This window comes from Bacillus sp. Root131, from assembly GCF_001429475.1.
Taxonomy (GTDB): domain Bacteria; phylum Bacillota; class Bacilli; order Bacillales; family Bacillaceae_G; genus Bacillus_A; species Bacillus_A thuringiensis_S.
The window spans coordinates 31,205-51,670 of sequence record NZ_LMJQ01000012.1 but is presented as its reverse complement, the minus strand read 5'-3'; the positions used below and the strand labels follow the sequence as shown (position 1 = coordinate 51,670).

Sequence of the window (20,466 nt, the reverse complement as noted above, 5' to 3'; positions counted from 1 at the left end):
CATGAAGCTATTTTTACGTGATCATTTTGCATTTTTCCTACTGTACGTATTAAACTTCGGTATCATCTTCGTTCTTTATGATGCAGTAGATGGATTTCAAAACAATAAATTTTACTTCGTTGTTTTAAGTTTATACTTATTTATTTGTTTCCTCGCTTATCGTTACGTTCGCAATCGTAGAATGTACCATAGATTAAGTGAGCAACCAGAAAAAATGGAAGATGCGTTTATTGAAAGAGCGACTGCTCCGATGCCTCACGGTGTCAATGAACTCGTGCGTACGCAGTACCGCCTCTTCCAAAAAGAACTACAATCGTATGAAGTAAAACAACAAGAACATCAATTATTTATTAACCATTGGGTACATCAAATGAAGACACCTGTTTCTGTTATGCAGCTTATGGTGCTAGAAATGGAAGACGAGCATTTAATTCCAAAGTTTAAAAAAGAATTAGAGCGTCTAAACCAAGGGCTTGATATGGCTTTATACATGGCTAGGTTAAATAACTTCCATGAAGATTTCCATGTCGAGACGATTTCATTAAAAGATACGGTAACAAAAAATATTAACGGATTAAAAGAACTATTCATTCGTAATGGTGTCTTCCCTGTTTTAGAAGTCCATTCTGATTTAAAAGTTGCTTCTGATGCGAAATGGCTAAAATTTATCATCTATCAGTTAATGACAAATGCTGTTCGTTACTCTGGTGAACGCGGAAAGAAAGTTTTCTTATCTGCTTATCGAAACGGAAAAGATATTATTTTAGAAGTTCGTGATGAAGGTGTTGGTATTCCGCAAGAAGATATTCGAAGAGTATTTGAACCGTTTTACACTGGGAAAAACGGTCGCGCATTCGGAGAATCTACTGGTATGGGACTTTATATTGTAAGTAAAATTTGTGATTATTTAGGTCACTCTGTCAAACTAGATTCTGAAGTTGGTAAAGGAACGACGATTAAAATCATCTTCCACAACGCTGCAAATAATCAAGCAGAACATACGGAGAAGGTGACCGAAGCATGATCGTAACATATGCAAGCAAAATGTATGAGAACTCAATCTCATACATTTTTTGCAATACAACTACTTCTATATCTTCTAGCCGGAGGTATAATCTATGACATTTTGGCAATTTGCATTTAAAAATGTAACGCGTAATTCAAGAGCTTATTTTGCTTACTTTGTAAGTAGTTCCTTTTCCATTGCTGTGTTCTTTTCATTTGCTGTTTATTTGTTTCATCCGAAATTACAAAATTTTAGCATGACCTCTGAAATTTCAGGATTAATGATATTTTCAGAAGTAGTAATTGTATTTTTCTCTTTCTTCTTTTTACTATATTCCATTGGTACTTTTTTAAAAGTTAGAAAAAAACAATTTGGTGTTTTGACCATTTTAGGGATATCGAGAAAACAATTACATCGTCTTGTTTTTATGGAGAATATGTTAATCGGGATTTTATCTATATTTTTCGGCATGCAGTTTGGAGTTGTTTTTTCTCAATTTTTTTTATTAGTAACATCCAAACTTACGCATGTTCCAGGAATATATTTATACGGTCCTACTAACGCGTTTATTCTAACAACCATTGTTTTCCTTAGTCTTTTTATCATTGTATCTGCATTCACACCAATGCTTATTCGTACAAAAAAAGCGGTACACCTTTTAAAAACAAATGGTGGAAAACAAAAAGAAAGAAAACCATCCATACTTGTTTCATTATTTGGTGCGATTTGTTTATTTGGTGGTTATGCGTTAGCTGGAAATCCTAAATATTTCGTATCAGTAAGCCCGCAAATCGGTGTTATATATATGGTTTCAAGTATTTTCGTTATCCCAATGCTTGTTACAATCGGAACATATTTCTTCTTTTCACAAATTAGTTTCTTACTGATTTATATTTTAAAGAAAAGAAGGAAGTTTTATATGAAACGGATTAATATGCTTTGGATTTCGGATTTAGCGAGCCGTATTCGAACGAATATTAATATGCTTTTTATTGTAGCGATGCTATCTACGATCGCTTTCACAATGATTACGTTTCTATATGGATTCGGGAAATTTATTAAGCTAGAAGTTAATAGAACTTCTCCTTTTCCAATTTCTTATTTTTCTTATGATGCGAACCCTTTTGTTACAGAGCATTTAAATTGGCTTGAGCAACAATTACAAAAAGAGCATTTCCCTTATCAAAAAATAGAAGCTGATATATATGAAACACCACTAAAAGAAGATAAAGATATAGCCATTTATAATGACGTATACGCAATTAAGCAAAGTGACTATAACAAACTTGCAGATTCTTTACGAATGAAACAACTATTTATGGATGATAACGAAGCATATGTGCTAACAGGGACATCTTATATCACCATATTCAACGAATTTGAGCAAAGCTACAAAAGAGATTACATTACACTCTCTAGTACAAATACGAAATTACGAGTGAAAGGCTATGAGCATGTAAACGCAATCCCATCTGACTTTTCATATCAAACGATAGTGTTGCCTGATATTATCGTAAATAACTTACCTAACACCGTAAAACATATATCAGCATACAATTACAAAATTCAAAACTGGGAACAGACATATGAAATTGCTGATAATTTTATAGAAAAGGTGCAAAAAGATCGAAATAAATCCCAGTATGAAGGACCTCTTATTCGATCCTTTGAATCAGCAGGATCGTTATACAAAATAACATCTGGTAGTGCCGCATTCTTCTTAATCGGGACATTTTTAGGAGTTATCTTCTTCATTGGAGCTGGTAGCGTTCTTTACTTTAGAATGTATACGGATTTGACGAACGAACAAGAGAAATATATAACGATTTCTAAAATCGGTGTAACAGATACAGAGATGAAACGATCTGCAACCATTCAACTTAGTATTTTATTTTTCATTCCGTACATTATGGCATCCATTCATACAATGTTCGCAACAAAAATGCTACAAGATGTAATTGGTTTATCTCTGTTCAAAGAAGTTTCAGCCGTTCTTATTATTTTTGGATTCGTTGAAATCGTATTTTTCTTATTTATTCGTTCACTTTATATGCAAAAATTATCACAGTACACGAGTGGACAAAATATTTAAAACAAACTTGATGAAAAGAGTATTTCTATGCTCTTCTCATCTTCACCCCATTAGGAGGCTAGGTGAATGACATTTTGGCAGTTTGCATTTAAAAACGTGACGCGGAACGCCAGAGCTTATTTCGCCTATTTTGTAAGCAGTGCGTTCTCCATCGCAATCTTTTTCTCATTTGCAGTTTATTTATTTCATCCTAAATTGCATATGACAGACGTGAATTATTCTCTGAACATATTAATGACAATTTCAGAAGTTGTCATTGTGTTCTTTTCATTTTTCTTTTTACTGTATTCAATCGGTACGTTTTTAAAAGTACGAAAAAAACAGTTCGGGATTTTAACAGTACTTGGCATATCTCAAAAACAATTAAAACGACTCATATTTATAGAAAATATGTTAATTGGTGCTCTTTCTATATTTTTTGGCATTCAACTTGGAGTCGTCTTTTCACAGTTCTTTTTATTAGTTACCGCCAAAATTACACACGTACCTGGTTTATATTTATATCCGCCTACAAGTGCTATCGTTTTAACTATCATCATCTTTCTTGGGCTCTTCATTCTCGTATCATCTTTTACACCCATGCTCATTCGTACGAGAAAAGCCGTACGTCTTTTAAAAGAAGGAACAAAACAAAAAGAAAGAAAAGCATCCGTTCTCATCTCTCTATTTGGTGCGATGTGTTTAATATGTGGATATGCGTTAGCCGCAAATCCGCTGTATTTTATGTCGCTAGGTGACATCATTGGGCTTTTATATGCCATCTCTAGTATATTTGTCATCCCATCGCTTATTGCAGCTGGAACATACTTTTTCTTTTCACAAATTAGTTTTTTACTTATTCGTATTTTAAAAATGCGAAGAACGTTTTATATGAAACGAATTAATATGCTTTGGATTTCTGATTTAGCATCACGCATTCGTACGAATATTAATATGCTCTTTATTGTGGCGATGCTATCGACGCTCGCTTTTACAATGATTACATTCTTATATGGATTCGGGAAATTTACAAAGTTTGATGCGATTAGACAAAACCCTTTCCCGTTTACTTATTTATCACATACTGAAAATACATTAGCTGATGAACATTTAAACTGGTTAGAGCAGAAATTTAATGAAGAGCACTTTACTTATACAAAATTTAAAACAGATATATATGAAGTATCTTCAGCTGAAGATAACACACAGCTCTATTACGCAATTAAACAAAGTGACTATAATGTACTCGCTAAGGCGTTAAATTGGGAAAAACTCACGGTGAATAAGAATGAATCTTATATCCTTATGAAAGACTTAGATGATCAAGTTATTGGAACACTTCACAATAAAGACAAGAAAAATACTCTTACACTTACTCAAAACAATTTACAACTACAAGTGAAAGAATATAAAAGTTATAACCCATTCCCAAACAGCTTAATATACCAAGTACTCATACTATCTGATGAAAATGTAGAAGCCTTATCCACCGTTTCCAAACAAATGAGTGTATATAACTTCAAGGTTACAGATTGGGAGAAAGCACATAATATCGGTTCAGCGTTTATAACAAAAATCGATAACGACAATGCAGCGATTCAAGCAGAGCATCCACCGTTCCATGCAAGTGAAGCGAGCGATTCTCTATATAAAACAAAACTAAATGTCGCTTCGTTCTTCTTAATTGGTACTTTCCTAGGGGTTATTTTCTTTATCGGTGCTGGCAGTGTTCTTTACTTCCGAATGTATACAGATTTAACAAATGAGCAAGAAAAATATATAACGATTACGAAAATTGGCTTAACTGAGACTGAAATGAAACGTTCAGCGACAATTCAGCTTGCGATTCTTTTCTTCGTGCCTTACATTATGTCATCGATCCATACGATGTTTGCGACAAAGATGCTACAAGAAATATTACATCTCTCGTTTTTCGCTGAGATTACAGTCGTACTTATGATTTTTGGAACGGTTGAAATTCTATTTTTCCTTTTAATTCGTTCCTTCTATATGCAAAAATTATCACAACACATTAAGTTTTAGAGAATAGAAAGGTGATTATTATGGAAGAAGTATTACACATAAAAAACGTCTCAAAAGTGTATGAGGGAAAAGTACCTCATACCGCTTTAAAAAATATAAATTTACACGTAGATAAAGGTGAATTTGTTGCTATCATGGGGCCATCTGGTAGCGGTAAATCTACGTTTTTAAACGTTATTTCTACAATTGATTCCCCTACTTCTGGTGATGTCGTTATTAATGGAAAAAAACCGCACACATTTCGTAGAGAGAAGTTAGCCATTTTCCGCCGCCAAGAGTTAGGATTTGTTTTCCAAAATTTTAATCTACTAGATACACTAACAATCGGTGAAAATATCGTACTACCTTTAACATTAGATAATGTTCCATTAAAAGAAATGGATGAAAAGCTTGATAACATTTCAAAAAAGCTTGGAATTGATCATATTTTGGACAAACGTATTTTTGAAGTTTCTGGAGGACAAGCACAGCGTACCGCAGTAGCACGTGCTGTTATCCATCATCCCTCACTTCTACTTGCTGATGAACCAACAGGGAACTTAGATTCAAAAGCAGCAATTGACGTAATGGAGCTATTTACGAAATTAAATAAAGAAGAAGATGCAACGATTTTAATGGTTACGCACGATCCGTTTGCAGCAAGTTATTGTAACCGCGTCATTTTCATTAAAGATGGCGAGCTTTACAACGAACTACACCGCGGATTATATCGCGAGAAATTTTATCAAGAAATATTAGATGTTCTAGCGTTATTAGGAGGAAGACGTGGATGACATTTTGGCAATTCGCATTTAAAAATGTCTCGCGTAATTCGAAAGCATATTTCGCCTACTTTGTCAGTAGTGCCTTTTCTATCATGGTTTTCTTTTCATTTACTGTATACGCGTATCACCCGCGGTTACAGAGTGTACAAAACTTTCAAGAACGTGATCCTCTAATGAACTTAGCTAGTACAGCACAGCTTGTGATTGTTATGTTCTCGTTCTTCTTTCTCTTATATTCAATTGGAACATTTTTAAATGTACGGAAGCAGCAATTCGGGATACTCACAATTCTCGGTATCTCACAGCGACAATTAAAAAGACTGTTATTTACTGAAAATATGATAATCGGGATATTGTCTATCTTTATCGGCATTCAAGGTGGCCTTGTATTTTCTAACTTTTTCTTATTAGTCACTTCGAAATTAACAAGTGCTAAAGGTCTCTATTTATATTGGCCAACAGAAGCGATTATCGTGACAACCGTAACGTTTATCATTTTATTTTTAATCGTTTCTACGTTTACACCAATGTTTATTCGTACTCGAAAAACAGCCCACCTTATTAAAGGGAACAAGAAAATACCAGCTGAAAAAAGACCATCTATACTCATCTCTTTATTTGCTTTAATTTGTTTAGGGCTATGCTATTATATCGCTGGTTATCCGCGAGGCTACGTAACGGAAAAAAATGTGCAAAATGGATCTGTCTTTTTTATTATGTTATCTATTTTACCGCTCGTAGTAGTCGGGACATATTTATTCTTTTCACAAACATTTCTTCTTTTTATCTATATTTTAAAGAAGCGTAGAAAGTTTTATTTGAAACAAATAAATATGTTATGGATTTCGGACTTAGTTGCTCGTACCCGTAGTAATATTAACGTACTCTTTATCGTTTCTATGCTATCTGCACTTGCATTTACAATTATTATTGGGTTATTCGCCGCTAATAACAATACGAAGGCATCAGTACTAGAGCGATATCCCGTCCCCTTCACTTATACATCAGAAGGTGACAATTCCCTTGAACAAAAGCATATTTCTACAATTGAAACGGAGCTTACAACTAGTAATTTTCAGTACAAAAAATATAAGTTTACAGTATTAAAAGATACAGCTTCCAAAGAAGATATTATGCTTATGAAGATGAGTGATTATAACGCAATTGCTAAACAATTGAAAAGACCGGAAATAACAATCGATTCTACAGAAGTTTATATTATTTCTCGGCACTCACCAGAACTTCTCGATCTCGTATCTAATCCATTTGCAAAGCAAAATACGATTACACTCGGGTCTAATAAAAAAGAATTTCATATTAAAGGGTTTATTAATAAGGGAATCGAACCATCCTTTGCATTCCCACATTTAGCTGTCGTACAAGATTATGTATTTGATAATATGATTCCTCATATTGAGACAACCGTAATCTATAACTACTTCGTAGAAAACTGGGAAAATGCAATAGTTCCAACCAGAAATATGTTACGTGTTATTAGTGGTGATGCACGTGAGTTCTACAAAAAGCATACAGAAGAGAACGCTCAAGTTCCTTTCTTCATACATACGGCTACGGATGAACTCATTTACGGTAAAGGAAATGCAGTTGCTCAATTCTTTATTTGGGCATTTCTTGGTTTTATCTTCTTTATCGGTGCGGCTAGTGTCTTATATTTCCGTATGTATAATGACTTAACAACTGAAAGACAAAAGTATATTACGATTACAAAACTTGGCTTAACTGAATTAGAAATGTTTCGCTCTGCAACCATTCAATTAGGAATTTTATTTTTTGTTCCTTACATCGTTGCTGGTGTTCACACGTTATTTGCGGTTAAGTTTTTACAAAGCATGTTTTCTTTCTCCTTACTAAAAGAGACATGTATCGTACTCACCTTTTTCGGGATTATCGAGATCATTTTCTTCTTCTTAATCCGTTCTCTGTACATTAATAAATTATCACAGCATATAAAAATATGAATAAAATGGCCTTGTGCGTATTGCACAAGGCCATTTTCAATAGTTTTTAATTAGCAGCAATATCCACCATAGCCGCCAGCATAACCGCCGTAACCACCGTATCCACAAGAGCCGCCTCCGCCGAAGCAGCTAGCACCGATGATAATTAATAAAATAAACAATACGATTAGAAGCGCAAAACCGCCTCCGCAACCATTTCTGCGGTTACAATCATCATGTCTGTGTTCACACTTTTCGCTCATTACCCTATTCCTCCTTTAGTATCATTCATAACAAGTTCCTCTTGTTCTAAATGAGGGGATTCCATTTATATTATGTTTTCAGGGCGAATAGGAAGCTTGGCTTACCTAAAAACGGGCTTGTTTTAGCAATTGGGCTTAATCAAAAAAAAGATACCTATTCAGGTATCTTTTAAAGAAACATATTCAACAAAAGGGCAAAACCGAATGCAATAAATGACAACAATGTTTCCAGCACCGTCCACGTTTTAAATGTTTCCTTCACCGTTAATCCTAAATACTCTTTTACAAGCCAGAAGCCTGCATCATTTACGTGAGAAAACATTAATGAACCTGCACCGGTTGCAATAACGAGAAGCTCTAAATTCACACCAGACATGTGCTGAATAACCGGTGAAACAATTCCTGCTGCTGTCGTTAGTGCGACTGTCGCTGAACCTGTTGCAATTCGAATTAATCCAGCTACCATGAAAGCTAATACAATTGGTGATAACGAAATATGTTCTGCCATTTGTGCAATAGCCGTTCCAACGCCGCTTTCAATTAATATTTGTTTAAATCCACCGCCTGCACCAATAATTAAGATAATGGAGCCGACCGGTAATAAACTTTCATCCGTTAATTTTTTAATTATCTTTTTATTAATTCCTTGTCTTATTCCAAGTAAATAAAATGCTGCGAAACATGAAATAAGTAAAGCGATTACTGGACTCCCTATAAAAACAAAAAATTCAGTTAACTTTTCCGGTAATGAAATATATGGTGCAACTACTGATAAAATCATCAATACAACTGGTAATAAAATAATAAAGAATGATACTTTACGACTTGGCAAATCAGTTGATACTGTCGTAACTCGAACAAGCTCCGGTTCATTTTCCGGTATAACCCTCTTATGTACCCACTTTGCAAATATTGGCCCTGCTATAATAGCCGTTGGTAACGCGATAAGTAATGAATATAAAAGTACCTTTCCTAAGTTCGCGTTATAAATACCGATTGCTGTCATGGCACCTGGATGTGGTGGTACTAGCCCATGTACGATAGATAATCCCGCAATAACAGGTAACGCAATTAATAATATATTTTGCTTCGTCGTTTTTCGAATGGAAATAACAAGTGGTAATAAAATGACGATCCCTACTTCAAAAAAGACAGGAATCCCTATAACAAACCCTGCAAATAACATAGCCCAAGGTAATTTTTTTACGCCGAAAAATCGAATAAAGAAATCTGCAACTTGCATGCCTGCCCCTGAATCAGACATCATTTTCCCTAATATAGTTCCAAGTGCCAAAATACCAACTAAATGTCCTAGTACACTACCAACACCAGTTTCATAGGCAGCCACTATTTTCGTTAAGTTCAGTCCAGACATAATAGCTAAAAACAAACTCGCAACTGTTAAACTAATAAATGCATGCCATTTCCACCATGATACCCCTAAAATAACAATTGTGATCGCAAGTAACGTGACGATTAATAAGTATATATCCATCTCTCATTCTCCTTACTTTTATCCCGATTGGTGTGGGCTAATAATTAGTGGGTGATGCCCTCCTCCACTAATTAAAGTTTTACTTTATAAAAAAAGAGGGAACATCCCCTCTTTTTATACGTCATAATTCACTACATAATGCTGCATTTCTGTATTGTAGTAGCCTTCGCTATATTCAATTACTTCGCCAACTTCATCATAAGAATAGCGCATACGTTTTAATAACGCTGTCCCCTCTTTTTCACCTAGCGCTTCTGCAACGAAGCTAGGCGCAAGCCCAACAGCGAATTCATCTCTGAAGTTTTCTAAATGTATACCTCGGTCTTCAACTAAATCATAAAGCGATTGTAAATCAAAGTCCGATAAATCTGTACTTGCCATGTGTGCTGAGAAATAGTGCGTATAATGAATGTACGGTGTATCATTTAACGTATATAAACGTTCGATACGGAAACTCTCTTTCCCGAATAATCGAAATGGCACTGTTCCTTCCTCATTATGTACGACTTCTGCTTTTAGCAATTTCTTCTGTACTTTATATCCTTCTTCCACTAACACTTCTGTAAATTTCTTACCCTTTGACAACTTTGTCGCCGAAGTATTACGAATTACTTTCGTTCCTTTACCGCTTTTTTTTTCCAAGTATCCTTCTTGAGCGAGTTCTTTAATGGCATTTCGTACTGTAATCTTGCTAACTTTGAACTCTTCCTCTAATTGCGGTTCTGAAGGAATATTCGTATGAATCGCATATACACCATGTAATATGCGATCACGAATAATATTTTTTATTTGTAAATATAATGGTCCTTTTTTCCTCGTTACGTTCACTGTTACACCCACTACCTTTCTACATCACCTACTGATGCCGTCATTGCCCGAAGTATATCTTTCTCTGATGACATTGGCGTATCACCGACGATTGTATGTGCTAGCATTCCAGCTGCTGACGCAAATGAAACAGCTTTCTCTGGTGCGAACTCTTTTATCTCGCCATGAATAATTCCGCTCGTATAAGCATCTCCAGCACCTATTCTATCATATACAGAAAACGTAAGTGTTTTTGCAAAAGTGAACGATCCATCTTTACATATAAACCCGCGAAGCGAATGTGTATTATCACTGTTAATAGAGCGATGAGTACCAGCGATTGTAGCAATATGATACGTTTCAGCTACCTTTGGAATGAGATCCAGCAGCTGCGCCTCACGCTCCATCTCTTCTGTTTTCATCCCAAGAACGAACATCGCATCTTTTTCATTCATCATAACGATATTAGCAAGCCCTAGCATTTCTTCATAATGCGGTTTTGCCTGTTCATATCCGTCTTCTCCCCAAAGTGAGGGACGATAATTACAATCAAAAACGACGGTTCCTCCGTTTTCTTTAACTGCTCTCGCTAAAGATTTCATATGATGACGCACAGTATCATTCATTGCAAGTGTAATACCGCAAAAATGAACGATATCAATTTCCTTTGCGATTTCTTCAAATTGATACATTTCTTCACATGCCGTATTGAAGCTACTTTCTAATCGATTCGAATATGTAACGCGGCTTGCACGTGCACCGAATCCATTTTCTAAAAAATACATACCTACATATTTACCACCTCTTGAAACAAGAGAAGTTTGAATCCCTAACTTTTGAATGTAAGATACAGCTGCATCTCCAACCGAATTTTCCGGTAAAGTTGAAATAAGAAGCCCTTCATGCCCTAAGTGAGAAAGTGCCGCTACAACGTTCACACCTGTACCTGAAAATGAGTAATTTAACGTGCTAGCTTGCGACAACAATTCATATCCAGGTACTTGCAGGCGCATCATTACTTCACCGAACGCTGCAATTTTCTTACGCATATTGATCAACTAGCTTTTTCACGACTGCTAATAATTCACGAACATCTTCTACTTTCGTATTACCAGTTTCTTTATCAATAATAGAAGAGTATACGTGCGGGATAACTTGCTCTACATTTGCCTCAAGCGCAATACGTACAATTGTTTCAAAGTTTTCTTTATCAATTCCACCTGTTGGCTCTAATGCGAATCCTTCTTCTGCACAAGCTTTCGCAACTGCGCGATATTCTTCTTCGTGAGCTAGCCCTTTCATCGGGAAGTATTTCAGTGAATTTCCGCCCATATCACGTACAAGTGCGATCGCTGTTTTAATTGGAACGATTGCTTTTTCTTCTCCAGCCGCACTAATTGGGCCAGTAGAAATATTTACGTAACCTACTTTTCCTGTTGGTGATACTAAACTATTAATCCAGCTATCCTTTTCGCCGAGATTTGCTCGCGTTGCTCCAACTGAAGGGAACACTTGGTTAATATGGCTACCAGGATAATGCTTCGCAATTTCAGCTACAACTGCTGCTTGGCGATTATCTCCTGCGCCTAGTCCGATTGATACAGCGTCATCAATTTCTTTTCCGTATGCTTTCATAGCTGTAACAGCTTCTTCTACTGTTGGGTAGTCTTTTGATAACACTCCCACTACTACATAACCTTCTGCTGCTTCAAAAATATCTTTTGCATTTTCTATATTGTTTGCTAATACATTTAATGCTACGTGGCCTTTATAAAAACGTTTTTGAATGTTTGTCATTTTAGTTTCCCCCTACGATTTCTCTCAATTTTTCTTCAATCACATGTATGTCATCACCTTGAAGTGGACGTGGATCAATATCAAAGAATCCTTGTCTTACTCCGTAATCACGTGTATAAATGGCGATTTCCCCTTCGCGTAATGCAGTCACAACTTCTTTTGCTGATTTGTTTAACTCTTTCTCGTTAATATGAATACGAGCTCTAAAGATTGCTCTTCCTGCTTCATCTTGAACGATCGTTACATTTACACCATTTAATTCTTTTAGCGGCATAAGTACTTGTAATAGCTCTTTTTCTTGCTCGCTCTTATCTTCTTTTACTCCGTACTCATCAAGCGCTTGAAGTAAACCGAAAGTCGTCTCTTTCCCAACTTTCATACTTCTTCCGATGCAATGTAATTGTACTTTCAGCCACTCGATGTATTTTCGTTTCCCGCCAACAATACCAGAAGTAGGCCCTTCAATCGCCTTTGAACCGCTATAAATGGCAAGATCTGAATACTTCACATATTTTTGAATATCTCCTTCAGCTGCTGCATCCACGATAAGCGGTACGTTATTTCGCTGCGCAACTTCCCATGCTTCTTCAACAGAAATCATATTTTTTTGCACTGCATGATGTGATTTCACATACAGAATCGCTGCTGTATTTTCACCAATTGCATCTTCAATATGCTCTGCTTTCCCTTCATTTGCATAGCCAACTTCAACGAGTTTACCGCCGCCTAAGTAAATCATCGTTTCAACAGGTGCACCGTATTGAACGTTATGACCTTTTAACATAATCACTTCGTTTTTCGCGATTACTTCTTGATGAAGTCTTTCACTTTTACGGCGATTTCCTTCCGTAACGATACCAGCGATAGAAAGCGCAATTCCGCTTGATGCTGAATTTACAACAACTGCTGCCTCTGAATCTAGAATTCTCGCAATATGGTCTCCTGCTTTATCTACTAAATCAGCAATTTCTACATAATTTTGTCCACCATGTTTCATCGCATCCATCACTGTATTTGCCGGAGCGGATACACCTAAAATACTCATTCTACCGCTCGCATTAATCACTCTTTTTAATCCGTACTTAGCATTCAATGAATGACCCATTAATTACAACCCCTTTTGTATCAATTCTTCTTTCAGCAATGCGCTGATCCCCTTCTGAATCAATTAACGTAACCTTCTCATCTTTCACCGTAAATAAAGTTAAGTTTGCAATATCTCCTTCTTGAATGCGGCCAAGCTCTGGTTTCTTAAGCCATTCTGCTGCATTTTTCGTAACCGCATCAATCACTTCTTCTAGCGGATAACCTAAGTAAAGGAATTTCGAAAGAACGTGAGCCATACTGTAAACTGGACCGTGTATACGGTTCTTCCGGTAAATATCTGTACTAATTGTACGAAAGGCAATACCGTAACGCTTCGCTGCTTCTGCTACTTTAAAAGAAAAACTAGCGTTACCGTGACCAACATCTAAATGCACACCGCGATTCACTGCATCTAGTAACACAGGTAGTGGTTTACCTTCTTCATCAAATAAATTATTTTCTTTCCCGTTTAAATAATGTGTAATGACATCATCTTTTTCTAAAAGAGGTACAACTTCCTCAATGCGAGGAGGCGCTGAACCGATATGTACCATAATCGGTAATGATGTTTCTCGAGATAAAGCGCGCGCTACATGCAGCGGTTCAATTCCACTATCACAAACGACACTTTTACTCATTCTCGCCTTTAACCCAACGATTACATCTTTATACTTTTCTACTGCTTCTATCGCTTTCTCTTTATCTATCCATTCCATATTGGATAATTCATCAATTCGTTTCAAACCGATGCGAGAAATATTTAAAAAGGCAAATAAATTTGTCTTTGCCTGCTCTCTACTTTTTACTAAATCTGCAATGCGATCAGCACCGCAACTACCCGCATCAACAATTGTCGTTACCCCTTGCTTAACGCCAATTTCATCCACCTCATCGCCATACGGATCAAACTCTGGAAAAGCATGAACGTGCAAATCAATCCAACCACTCGATACGTAAGTACCAGAGTAATCAAGAACCTTTCCACCCTCGCCAGCACCAGCTTTCGTCACCTGTGCGATTTTGTTATTTTCAATTACAATGTCAATCTCTTCCCCGTTCACACGTTTCACATTACGTAGTACGAATCGTTCTGTCATTGTATTTCCACCCTTTTCTATAAGAAGCCATAAGAATACGCTTACATTTAAGTTTCATTTTTTATATCTCTTTCACACGCTTAGCGTAACACAAAAAAAGGGAGAAGTAAATATAACGTTATAATGTTTAAAAGTAAATAAAAAGATGCTCCTCCAAAATGTTGATAGTACAGGAAATTATATCAACGATTTTTCGAATATATCTATCATAACTTACAATATATCAACGATTTTTTAATTATATCTATCGTAACTCAAAATATATCAACGATTCGACAAGGAATATCGATTTACCGACAAAAAACGTCAATTCCTTTCTTATATAAGAAAAGGCTGTCCCAAATGGCACAGCCTTTTTCTCTATTCCTGAACCGTCACAATAACCCCATCCATATTGTTACCGGAAATTTCATACTGCTTGTTTGCTGGAACGTTCACTTTCGTATTCTCAGAAACTTTATAATAAGAAACAGTATATTTCTTACCTTCTACTTCAGTTGAAACCTCTTTTTCCTCTTTTAAAAACTCTAAATATTCCTCTAGTGTAAAATTCTTTTTTTGCATAATTGCGCTATGAGGTAGGCCGACATAACGGATATGCCATGGCTCATATTGAATTCCAGTAATGTTACTTTTATTTTTCGGATAACGTAATACAAAGCCATGCTTCCATACGTTCTCTTCAATCCATTTTCCTTCAGGCGCTTTCTCCATTTTTTTTTGAGTAGACCCAATGTCCAGTGATAATCCTAAATTATGTTCACTGTATCCTGCTGGAAGTGCATAATCAGATCCCATTTTTTCATATAGCTGTTTTTGCTCTTGGAAATCTCTATAACCACTACTAATCAAAAAATGGTTAACACTTTCTTTTCCAGCCGCATCGACAACGTTCAAAAACTTTTTCACAACATCCTTTGATAAACGAAGATTTCTATCAAATATTACATAGCCTCTTACTAATTCACTATTATGATTTATATTTATAATATCAGACCTAATACTATCTTTTTTTACTGGATAATCCCTGTTAACTAATAATAAATCACCCTTATAAATTTGTTCCTTCGTAATCTCTTTCCTCTCAGTGTTTGCCGCCTTTACTAGCTCATCTTTCCCGACAATTTTAACATCGATTTCCTTTTGAAATAAAGGTGATATATAAACGCCTACACATACTGTGCATGCTATAAAAAAAGAAATAAATACCCACTTTTTCATTTCTAGTTCCTCCTTAACGTAACTTACGTATAGAATAGAAAAAACTATTAAAATAAAAAGTGGGGTAAAGTTTAAATTTTTATTAAATTGTTACATTCTCGTCTTTTGGCAATCGTACTTCAAATATCGTTCTAACTACATTGCTTTCAGCAGAAATCGTACCATTATGCTGCTCGACAATATTTTTCGCAATGAATAGTCCAAGGCCTGTCCCGCCACGGTTCTCAGTTCTCGCTTTATCACCTGTGTAAAACATATCAAAAAGATACGGTAAATCTTCTTCTGGAATGCTATCTCCATAATTCATAATTTGTACGACAACTTCTCTATTATCAACATACCCATTCATATCAACAAATTGCCCATCATATCCGTAACGAACGGCATTTGTTAACAAGTTTTCAAATACTCTAGCTAACAATTTTCCATCACCGTGCATCGGTAAATGAGGGTCCACATTCAATCTAGCTTCTAAATGATGTTTTTCTAATAACGGATACAATTCCTCCTCTAACTGTATAAGTAACTCACTTATATCAATCGGCTTTTTATCCAGCTTTAGCATGCCATAATTCATACGTGTAATTTCAAATAGCTCATCAATTAAACTTTCCAGTCTTTGCGATTTTGTATATGCAATTGTGGAGAAATGTTTAATTTGTTCTTTTGTTAAATTTTCATCTTTAAGAATTAAATCTAAATATCCTAACACGGATGTTAATGGCGTTCTTAAATCATGAGCTAAATTTACAACAAGCTGATCTTTACTACTTTCAGCAAAATCTCCTCTTTCAACAGCTTCTTTTAACTTTTCACTTGCAACATTTATTTCACGCGCGATATTTCCAAACTCATCATTTGATGAAACTTGAACTTTATTCGTAAAGTTACCGTTCGCAAGATGATGAATCCCATTAGAAATTTCATCAAAGTATTTTAAATACGGTTTTGTCAAAAAGAAGAAAAAGATAATAGACAACGGAATAAAGAAAATTAAAAAGAAGTTAATGTCTCCAAATTCCCTTACCATTGACCTAAATTGTGCTAAAGGCTCTTCGTAGCGAACCATTGTTTTATAATACAGCTGCAATCCTTTATAAATTATATAAGTTACAGTTGCTGCAAGCACCATACTTAACGCAAATAAGGCAATCATTTTAAATCGAAAACTTTTCATCATATTAGCCATTGAAAGTATAACCTACTCCCCACACTGTTTTTATTAATTTATCCTTTCTTTTATCTTCTCCAAGTTTCTTCCGCAAAGTACGAATATGTACCATTACTGTATTTCCACCTTCATAATAATCATCCGCCCATACGTGCTGAAAAATATTTTCCACATTGTATACTTTCTTCGGATGACTCGCTAATAAATATAAAATATCGAACTCTTTCGGCGTTAATTCAATTTGCTCACCATACACATCAACCGTCCTGCGCTCAGGATTAATTACGACTCCGCCTATTTCTAAAGCAGATTTACTCTCCGCTACTTTCGGTTGATTTAACGTAAAAAACCTACGCAGTTGTGCATTTACACGTGCAACTAATTCTATCGGTGTGAAAGGCTTCGTCATATAATCATCCGCACCTAGTACAAGACCTGTCACCTTATCAAAGTCCGAAGTTTTCGCGCTTAAAAAAATAATTGGCATATGATGTTTCGCGCGAATTTGACGCGTCACCTCATAACCATCCATTTTCGGCATCATAATATCTAAAACTACCAAGTCGATTGGCTGCGCTTCAATAATATGAACCGCCTCTTCCCCATCCGCTGCTTTCACAACATGGTACCCTTCTTTTTCTAAATGTATCTCAATTAAGTCAGCAATTTCCGCCTCATCATCAGCTATTAAAATTGAAATGCGCTTCATTTTACTCCCCCTTTTTCATTCCATTTTTATACGCTCGATTGTAAACTAGTCTATTCAATTTGTACAATACGAAAAGGCTACTCGTTACAGTAACCTTGGTAAATAAAATTATATCAGCGATTATTGAAATATATCGACTTACCGACAATGAACGACAAAATCCTCTCGCTACTTGCGGGCATCCTAATGAAACTTCCATTTACCGTTCAAACACAATCCGCTGCTTCGTGATTTCCGCCAGCCTTCCGCGATCTACTTCATACTCAGCATCAACGCTTTGCGGCACCATCACTTTCCCGCCCTCAAGCGTCACTTCCGGTGAAATAATATCCCTCTGCCAATGTCTACTAGAAGCAGATATGTCGCCTGGAATCGTAAAGTTAGGTAATGAAGCAAGAGCAACATTTTGCGCTCGTGAAATCCCCATCTCCACCATACCACCGCACCAAACTGGTATGTTATGCTCCATGCAATAATTATGAATTTGAACCGATTCTGTTAATCCGCCCACTCGCCCTGGTTTAATGTTAACGATGCGGCAACTACCAAGTGTAATCGCAACGCGTGCGTCTTCTAAACTATGGATACTTTCATCTAAACAAATCGGCGTTTCAATCTTCTTCTGCAGCTGTGCATGATCGAGAAAATCGTAATCTGCTAGCGGTTGCTCAATCATCATCAATTGAAATTCATCTAGTCGTTTCAGTTTCTCTGTATCCGCTAATGTATACGCTGAATTTGCATCAGCCATTAACGGGATGTGCGGGAACTCTTTACGAATCTCTTTCAATAATTCGTAATCATGCTCTGGCTTTATTTTCACTTTAAAACGCTCGTACCCTTCTTCTGCGTACTTCTCGATTTGTTTTAACATAACCGGAATCGTATTGATCCCAATTACAACGCCGACTTCAATTTCAGGGCTAGCTCCTCCAAGAACTGTCGCTAGCGATTTCTTTTGACGCTTCGCATATAAATCCCAAATAGCCCCCTCTATTCCGGCTTTTGCCATTCGGTTTCTTTTTATATGTTGAAATAGACCCGGTACCTCATTCGGATGAGAAATTTCAGCCTTTAATAAATCAGGTAACAAAAAGTCTTGCAGTACATGTAGTGCTGTCTTCACCGTTTCTTCCGTATACCACGGTTCAGAAAATGCAACGACTTCCCCAAATCCGATGTACCCGTCTGTATCCTCTAATTCAATAACAATACTCTCACGCTTTTCGTAAGTCCCGTAGCTCGCAGCAAACGGGATTACGAGTGGCATTTCCGTTATATACAGTGTCGCTTTTTTTATTTCCACTACATCTCCTCCACTAATTGTCTTAGCTCTCGTCTTAACAATTTTTTCGAAGCATTTCGTGGTAATTCCTCTAAGAAACACGCTTTTTTCGGCACTTTATATTTCGCTAATTTCTCCTCGCAAAAATGAATAATTTCTTCTTCTGTTACCTCCCCATTTTTTACAACAAAAGCAGCTGGTACTTGTCCCCATTTATCGTCAGTCATACCGACGACACCTGCTTCTGCTACCATCGGATGAGAAAGCAACACTTCTTCAATTTGGGCCGGATATATATTCTCTCCGCCAGAAATGATTAAATCACTGCGTCGATCTAATACGTATAAAAATCCTTCTTCGTCTAAATAACCGAGGTCACCAGTATGAAGCCATCCATTTTGAATGGTTTCGCGCGTCGCATCTTCACGGTTAAAATAACCGCCTGTTACGTTCGGTCCTTTTACTACGATCTCGCCTTCCACTAACGGCGGCACTACTACACCATCTTTTTCAATACGAAGTTGGCACTGAAATAGTGGTTTCCCGGCAGACCCTACTTTCGTTAACATGTAATCCGCGGATAACGTACAAATTTGCGACGACGTTTCTGTCATACCGTACGTTTGATATACAGGAATTCCTTTATCTACACATGTTTCGAGTAACGGTTTCGGCGCTGGTCCTCCGCCAAGTAACATACATCGTAAAGAAGATGGATATGTCTCTTCTCCAAGTCTCTCTAATAAGTCAGTTAACATTTTAGAAACGACAGAAATAATTGTTACGCCTCTCGTTTGAAGTGCTTTATGAATAAAGTCAGCATCATATTTCGGAACGAGTAAAATGAGCATTCCGTACATAATATTTTTCATTAAAAGAGATAACCCGCCAACGTGGAACATCGGCATACAGGCTAACCAACAATCATCATCACGAAGCCCTAAATTAAGCGAAGAGCCTACCGCGCTTGCCCAGTGATTACCGTACGTTAAAATAACGCCTTTCGGTTTCCCAGTCGTCCCAGACGTATAAATAATTGTCATCGCTTCTTCTAAAGTGAATTCTTCTTGTATAGAGGCTTCCGCCTTCGGTCCATTCATCACTTCGGCGAATGGATATACAGGAACATCTTTAGCTTCAAAATCTTGATCCGTTACTAAACATACAACCTCAGCATCCTCCATTTGCCAAAGTAGCTCTTCTCTTGAAAGACGCGTATTTAAAAGTACAGCTACTGCCCCTACATAAGATAGGGCGTGAATAACTGTAATCATCTCCATACCATTTTTCATCAGAACAGCCACCTTTTGCCCACGCTTCACTCCTACATACGTGAGGTGTTCACAAACAGATACTACTTTTTCATGCAGCTGCACGAAAGTAACTTTCTCTTCCTCTATTTCAATTGCAGTGCGATCTGGTGTTAAAAATGCACGTTGCTTTAACCAATTTGGCATCGTCTCCATCATACATTCTCCTTTCATGAAAGAAAGAGACTTGATATGACATCAAGTCTCTTAGTTGTTTTGTTTCCGGTTTGATCTCATCTAGCTGCGCCTCCTAGCCCCTTCCGTCTAAGAACCTTCCGCACGAGAAAGTAAAGTACACTTTCTGTGCGAAAGAACCTTAGCCTACGAGGCTAAACAGTCGGCTCCGCTTTTAAAACATCCAGCTACATCGGCTAGAACAGTCG

At 36.6% G+C, this 20,466-nt stretch carries 17 protein-coding genes; 5 read left to right on the top strand and 12 right to left on the bottom strand.

Going from position 1 to position 20,466, the window contains the following annotated elements:
• Position 1: 1 nt before the first annotated feature.
• The 5 genes from ASE54_RS21085 (at position 2) to ASE54_RS21065 (ending at position 7,863) form a co-directional block, all read left to right on the top strand.
• Positions 2-1,024 (top strand): sensor histidine kinase, encoded by a 1,023-nt coding sequence (locus ASE54_RS21085; RefSeq protein ID WP_000765341.1) that lies wholly within the window; start codon positions 2-4, stop codon positions 1,022-1,024.
• Positions 1,025-1,118: 94 nt separating this feature from the next.
• Positions 1,119-3,098 carry an ABC transporter permease gene (locus ASE54_RS21080; RefSeq protein ID WP_000145077.1) on the top strand — a complete coding sequence of 660 codons (1,980 nt, stop codon included), beginning with the start codon at positions 1,119-1,121 and terminating at the stop codon, positions 3,096-3,098.
• A 66-nt stretch (positions 3,099-3,164) separates the two neighbouring features.
• Positions 3,165-5,120: an ABC transporter permease gene (locus tag ASE54_RS21075; RefSeq protein ID WP_000145001.1), complete on the top strand. Its 1,956-nt coding sequence runs from the start codon at positions 3,165-3,167 to the stop codon at positions 5,118-5,120.
• A 20-nt stretch (positions 5,121-5,140) separates the two neighbouring features.
• Positions 5,141-5,893 (top strand): ABC transporter ATP-binding protein, encoded by a 753-nt coding sequence (locus ASE54_RS21070; RefSeq protein ID WP_000393250.1) that lies wholly within the window; start codon positions 5,141-5,143, stop codon positions 5,891-5,893.
• On the top strand, positions 5,890-7,863 hold the full coding sequence (locus ASE54_RS21065; RefSeq protein WP_000144938.1) for an ABC transporter permease: 1,974 nt from the start codon (positions 5,890-5,892) through the stop codon (positions 7,861-7,863). The genes ASE54_RS21070 and ASE54_RS21065 overlap by 4 nt, the downstream gene beginning before the upstream one ends.
• A gap of 50 nt (positions 7,864-7,913) precedes the next feature.
• Here ASE54_RS21065 and ASE54_RS21060 read toward each other — a convergent pair whose 3' ends face one another.
• From ASE54_RS21060 to ASE54_RS21005, 12 genes are all read right to left on the bottom strand, one after another.
• Positions 7,914-8,105 (bottom strand): YjcZ family sporulation protein, encoded by a 192-nt coding sequence (locus tag ASE54_RS21060; protein ID WP_001290406.1) that lies wholly within the window; start codon positions 8,103-8,105, stop codon positions 7,914-7,916.
• Between the two features lie 169 nt (positions 8,106-8,274).
• Positions 8,275-9,600 carry a gluconate permease GntP gene (gene gntP, locus ASE54_RS21055; RefSeq protein ID WP_000356190.1) on the bottom strand — a complete coding sequence of 442 codons (1,326 nt, stop codon included), beginning with the start codon at positions 9,598-9,600 and terminating at the stop codon, positions 8,275-8,277.
• A gap of 114 nt (positions 9,601-9,714) precedes the next feature.
• The gene (locus ASE54_RS21050) at positions 9,715-10,440 is read right to left on the bottom strand and encodes a GntR family transcriptional regulator (protein WP_000539293.1); all 726 of its coding nucleotides are present in this window, start codon (positions 10,438-10,440) and stop codon (positions 9,715-9,717) included.
• Complete coding sequence (locus ASE54_RS21045; RefSeq protein WP_001227520.1) at positions 10,440-11,456, bottom strand: sugar kinase; 1,017 nt, start codon at positions 11,454-11,456, stop codon at positions 10,440-10,442. Before ASE54_RS21045 ends, ASE54_RS21050 begins: the two co-directional genes overlap by 1 nt.
• A complete protein-coding gene (locus ASE54_RS21040; RefSeq protein WP_000181897.1) occupies positions 11,449-12,204 on the bottom strand; it encodes a KDGP aldolase family protein in 756 nt (251 codons plus the stop codon). The genes ASE54_RS21045 and ASE54_RS21040 overlap by 8 nt, the downstream gene beginning before the upstream one ends.
• A gap of 1 nt (position 12,205) precedes the next feature.
• Complete coding sequence (locus tag ASE54_RS21035; RefSeq protein ID WP_000510079.1) at positions 12,206-13,309, bottom strand: DgaE family pyridoxal phosphate-dependent ammonia lyase; 1,104 nt, start codon at positions 13,307-13,309, stop codon at positions 12,206-12,208.
• Positions 13,287-14,387 (bottom strand): amidohydrolase/deacetylase family metallohydrolase, encoded by a 1,101-nt coding sequence (locus ASE54_RS21030; RefSeq protein ID WP_000139936.1) that lies wholly within the window; start codon positions 14,385-14,387, stop codon positions 13,287-13,289. The genes ASE54_RS21035 and ASE54_RS21030 overlap by 23 nt, the downstream gene beginning before the upstream one ends.
• 360 nt (positions 14,388-14,747) lie before the next feature.
• The gene (locus ASE54_RS21025) at positions 14,748-15,608 is read right to left on the bottom strand and encodes a D-Ala-D-Ala carboxypeptidase VanY (protein WP_000759400.1); all 861 of its coding nucleotides are present in this window, start codon (positions 15,606-15,608) and stop codon (positions 14,748-14,750) included.
• Between the two features lie 82 nt (positions 15,609-15,690).
• Positions 15,691-16,797, bottom strand: coding sequence for a HAMP domain-containing sensor histidine kinase (locus tag ASE54_RS21020; RefSeq protein ID WP_000002603.1), 1,107 nt, complete (start codon positions 16,795-16,797; stop codon positions 15,691-15,693).
• Positions 16,790-17,488: a response regulator transcription factor gene (locus tag ASE54_RS21015; protein ID WP_000822507.1), complete on the bottom strand. Its 699-nt coding sequence runs from the start codon at positions 17,486-17,488 to the stop codon at positions 16,790-16,792. Before ASE54_RS21015 ends, ASE54_RS21020 begins: the two co-directional genes overlap by 8 nt.
• Before the next feature lie 199 nt (positions 17,489-17,687).
• The gene (gene menC, locus ASE54_RS21010) at positions 17,688-18,794 is read right to left on the bottom strand and encodes an o-succinylbenzoate synthase (protein WP_000403313.1); all 1,107 of its coding nucleotides are present in this window, start codon (positions 18,792-18,794) and stop codon (positions 17,688-17,690) included.
• A complete protein-coding gene (locus ASE54_RS21005) occupies positions 18,794-20,239 on the bottom strand; it encodes an o-succinylbenzoate--CoA ligase (RefSeq protein WP_000449559.1) in 1,446 nt (481 codons plus the stop codon). The genes menC and ASE54_RS21005 overlap by 1 nt, the downstream gene beginning before the upstream one ends.
• Between the last annotated feature and the right edge of the window lie 227 nt (positions 20,240-20,466).

Excerpts from the sequence above, each read along its gene's own strand:
- ASE54_RS21085 (WP_000765341.1), top strand. The coding sequence starts at position 2 with ATGAAGCTATTTTTACGTGATCATTTTGCATTTTTCCTACTGTACGTA.
- ASE54_RS21080 (WP_000145077.1), top strand. The coding sequence starts at position 1,119 with ATGACATTTTGGCAATTTGCATTTAAAAATGTAACGCGTAATTCAAGA.
- ASE54_RS21075 (WP_000145001.1), top strand. The coding sequence starts at position 3,165 with ATGACATTTTGGCAGTTTGCATTTAAAAACGTGACGCGGAACGCCAGA.
- ASE54_RS21070 (WP_000393250.1), top strand. The coding sequence starts at position 5,141 with ATGGAAGAAGTATTACACATAAAAAACGTCTCAAAAGTGTATGAGGGA.
- ASE54_RS21065 (WP_000144938.1), top strand. The coding sequence starts at position 5,890 with ATGACATTTTGGCAATTCGCATTTAAAAATGTCTCGCGTAATTCGAAA.
- ASE54_RS21060 (WP_001290406.1), bottom strand. The coding sequence starts at position 8,105 with ATGAGCGAAAAGTGTGAACACAGACATGATGATTGTAACCGCAGAAAT.
- gntP (WP_000356190.1), bottom strand. The coding sequence starts at position 9,600 with ATGGATATATACTTATTAATCGTCACGTTACTTGCGATCACAATTGTT.
- ASE54_RS21045 (WP_001227520.1), bottom strand. The coding sequence starts at position 11,456 with ATGCGTAAGAAAATTGCAGCGTTCGGTGAAGTAATGATGCGCCTGCAA.
- ASE54_RS21040 (WP_000181897.1), bottom strand. The coding sequence starts at position 12,204 with ATGACAAACATTCAAAAACGTTTTTATAAAGGCCACGTAGCATTAAAT.
- ASE54_RS21035 (WP_000510079.1), bottom strand. The coding sequence starts at position 13,309 with ATGGGTCATTCATTGAATGCTAAGTACGGATTAAAAAGAGTGATTAAT.
- ASE54_RS21030 (WP_000139936.1), bottom strand. The coding sequence starts at position 14,387 with ATGACAGAACGATTCGTACTACGTAATGTGAAACGTGTGAACGGGGAA.
- ASE54_RS21025 (WP_000759400.1), bottom strand. The coding sequence starts at position 15,608 with ATGAAAAAGTGGGTATTTATTTCTTTTTTTATAGCATGCACAGTATGT.
- ASE54_RS21020 (WP_000002603.1), bottom strand. The coding sequence starts at position 16,797 with ATGGCTAATATGATGAAAAGTTTTCGATTTAAAATGATTGCCTTATTT.
- ASE54_RS21015 (WP_000822507.1), bottom strand. The coding sequence starts at position 17,488 with ATGAAGCGCATTTCAATTTTAATAGCTGATGATGAGGCGGAAATTGCT.
- ASE54_RS21005 (WP_000449559.1), bottom strand. The coding sequence starts at position 20,239 with ATGGAGACGATGCCAAATTGGTTAAAGCAACGTGCATTTTTAACACCA.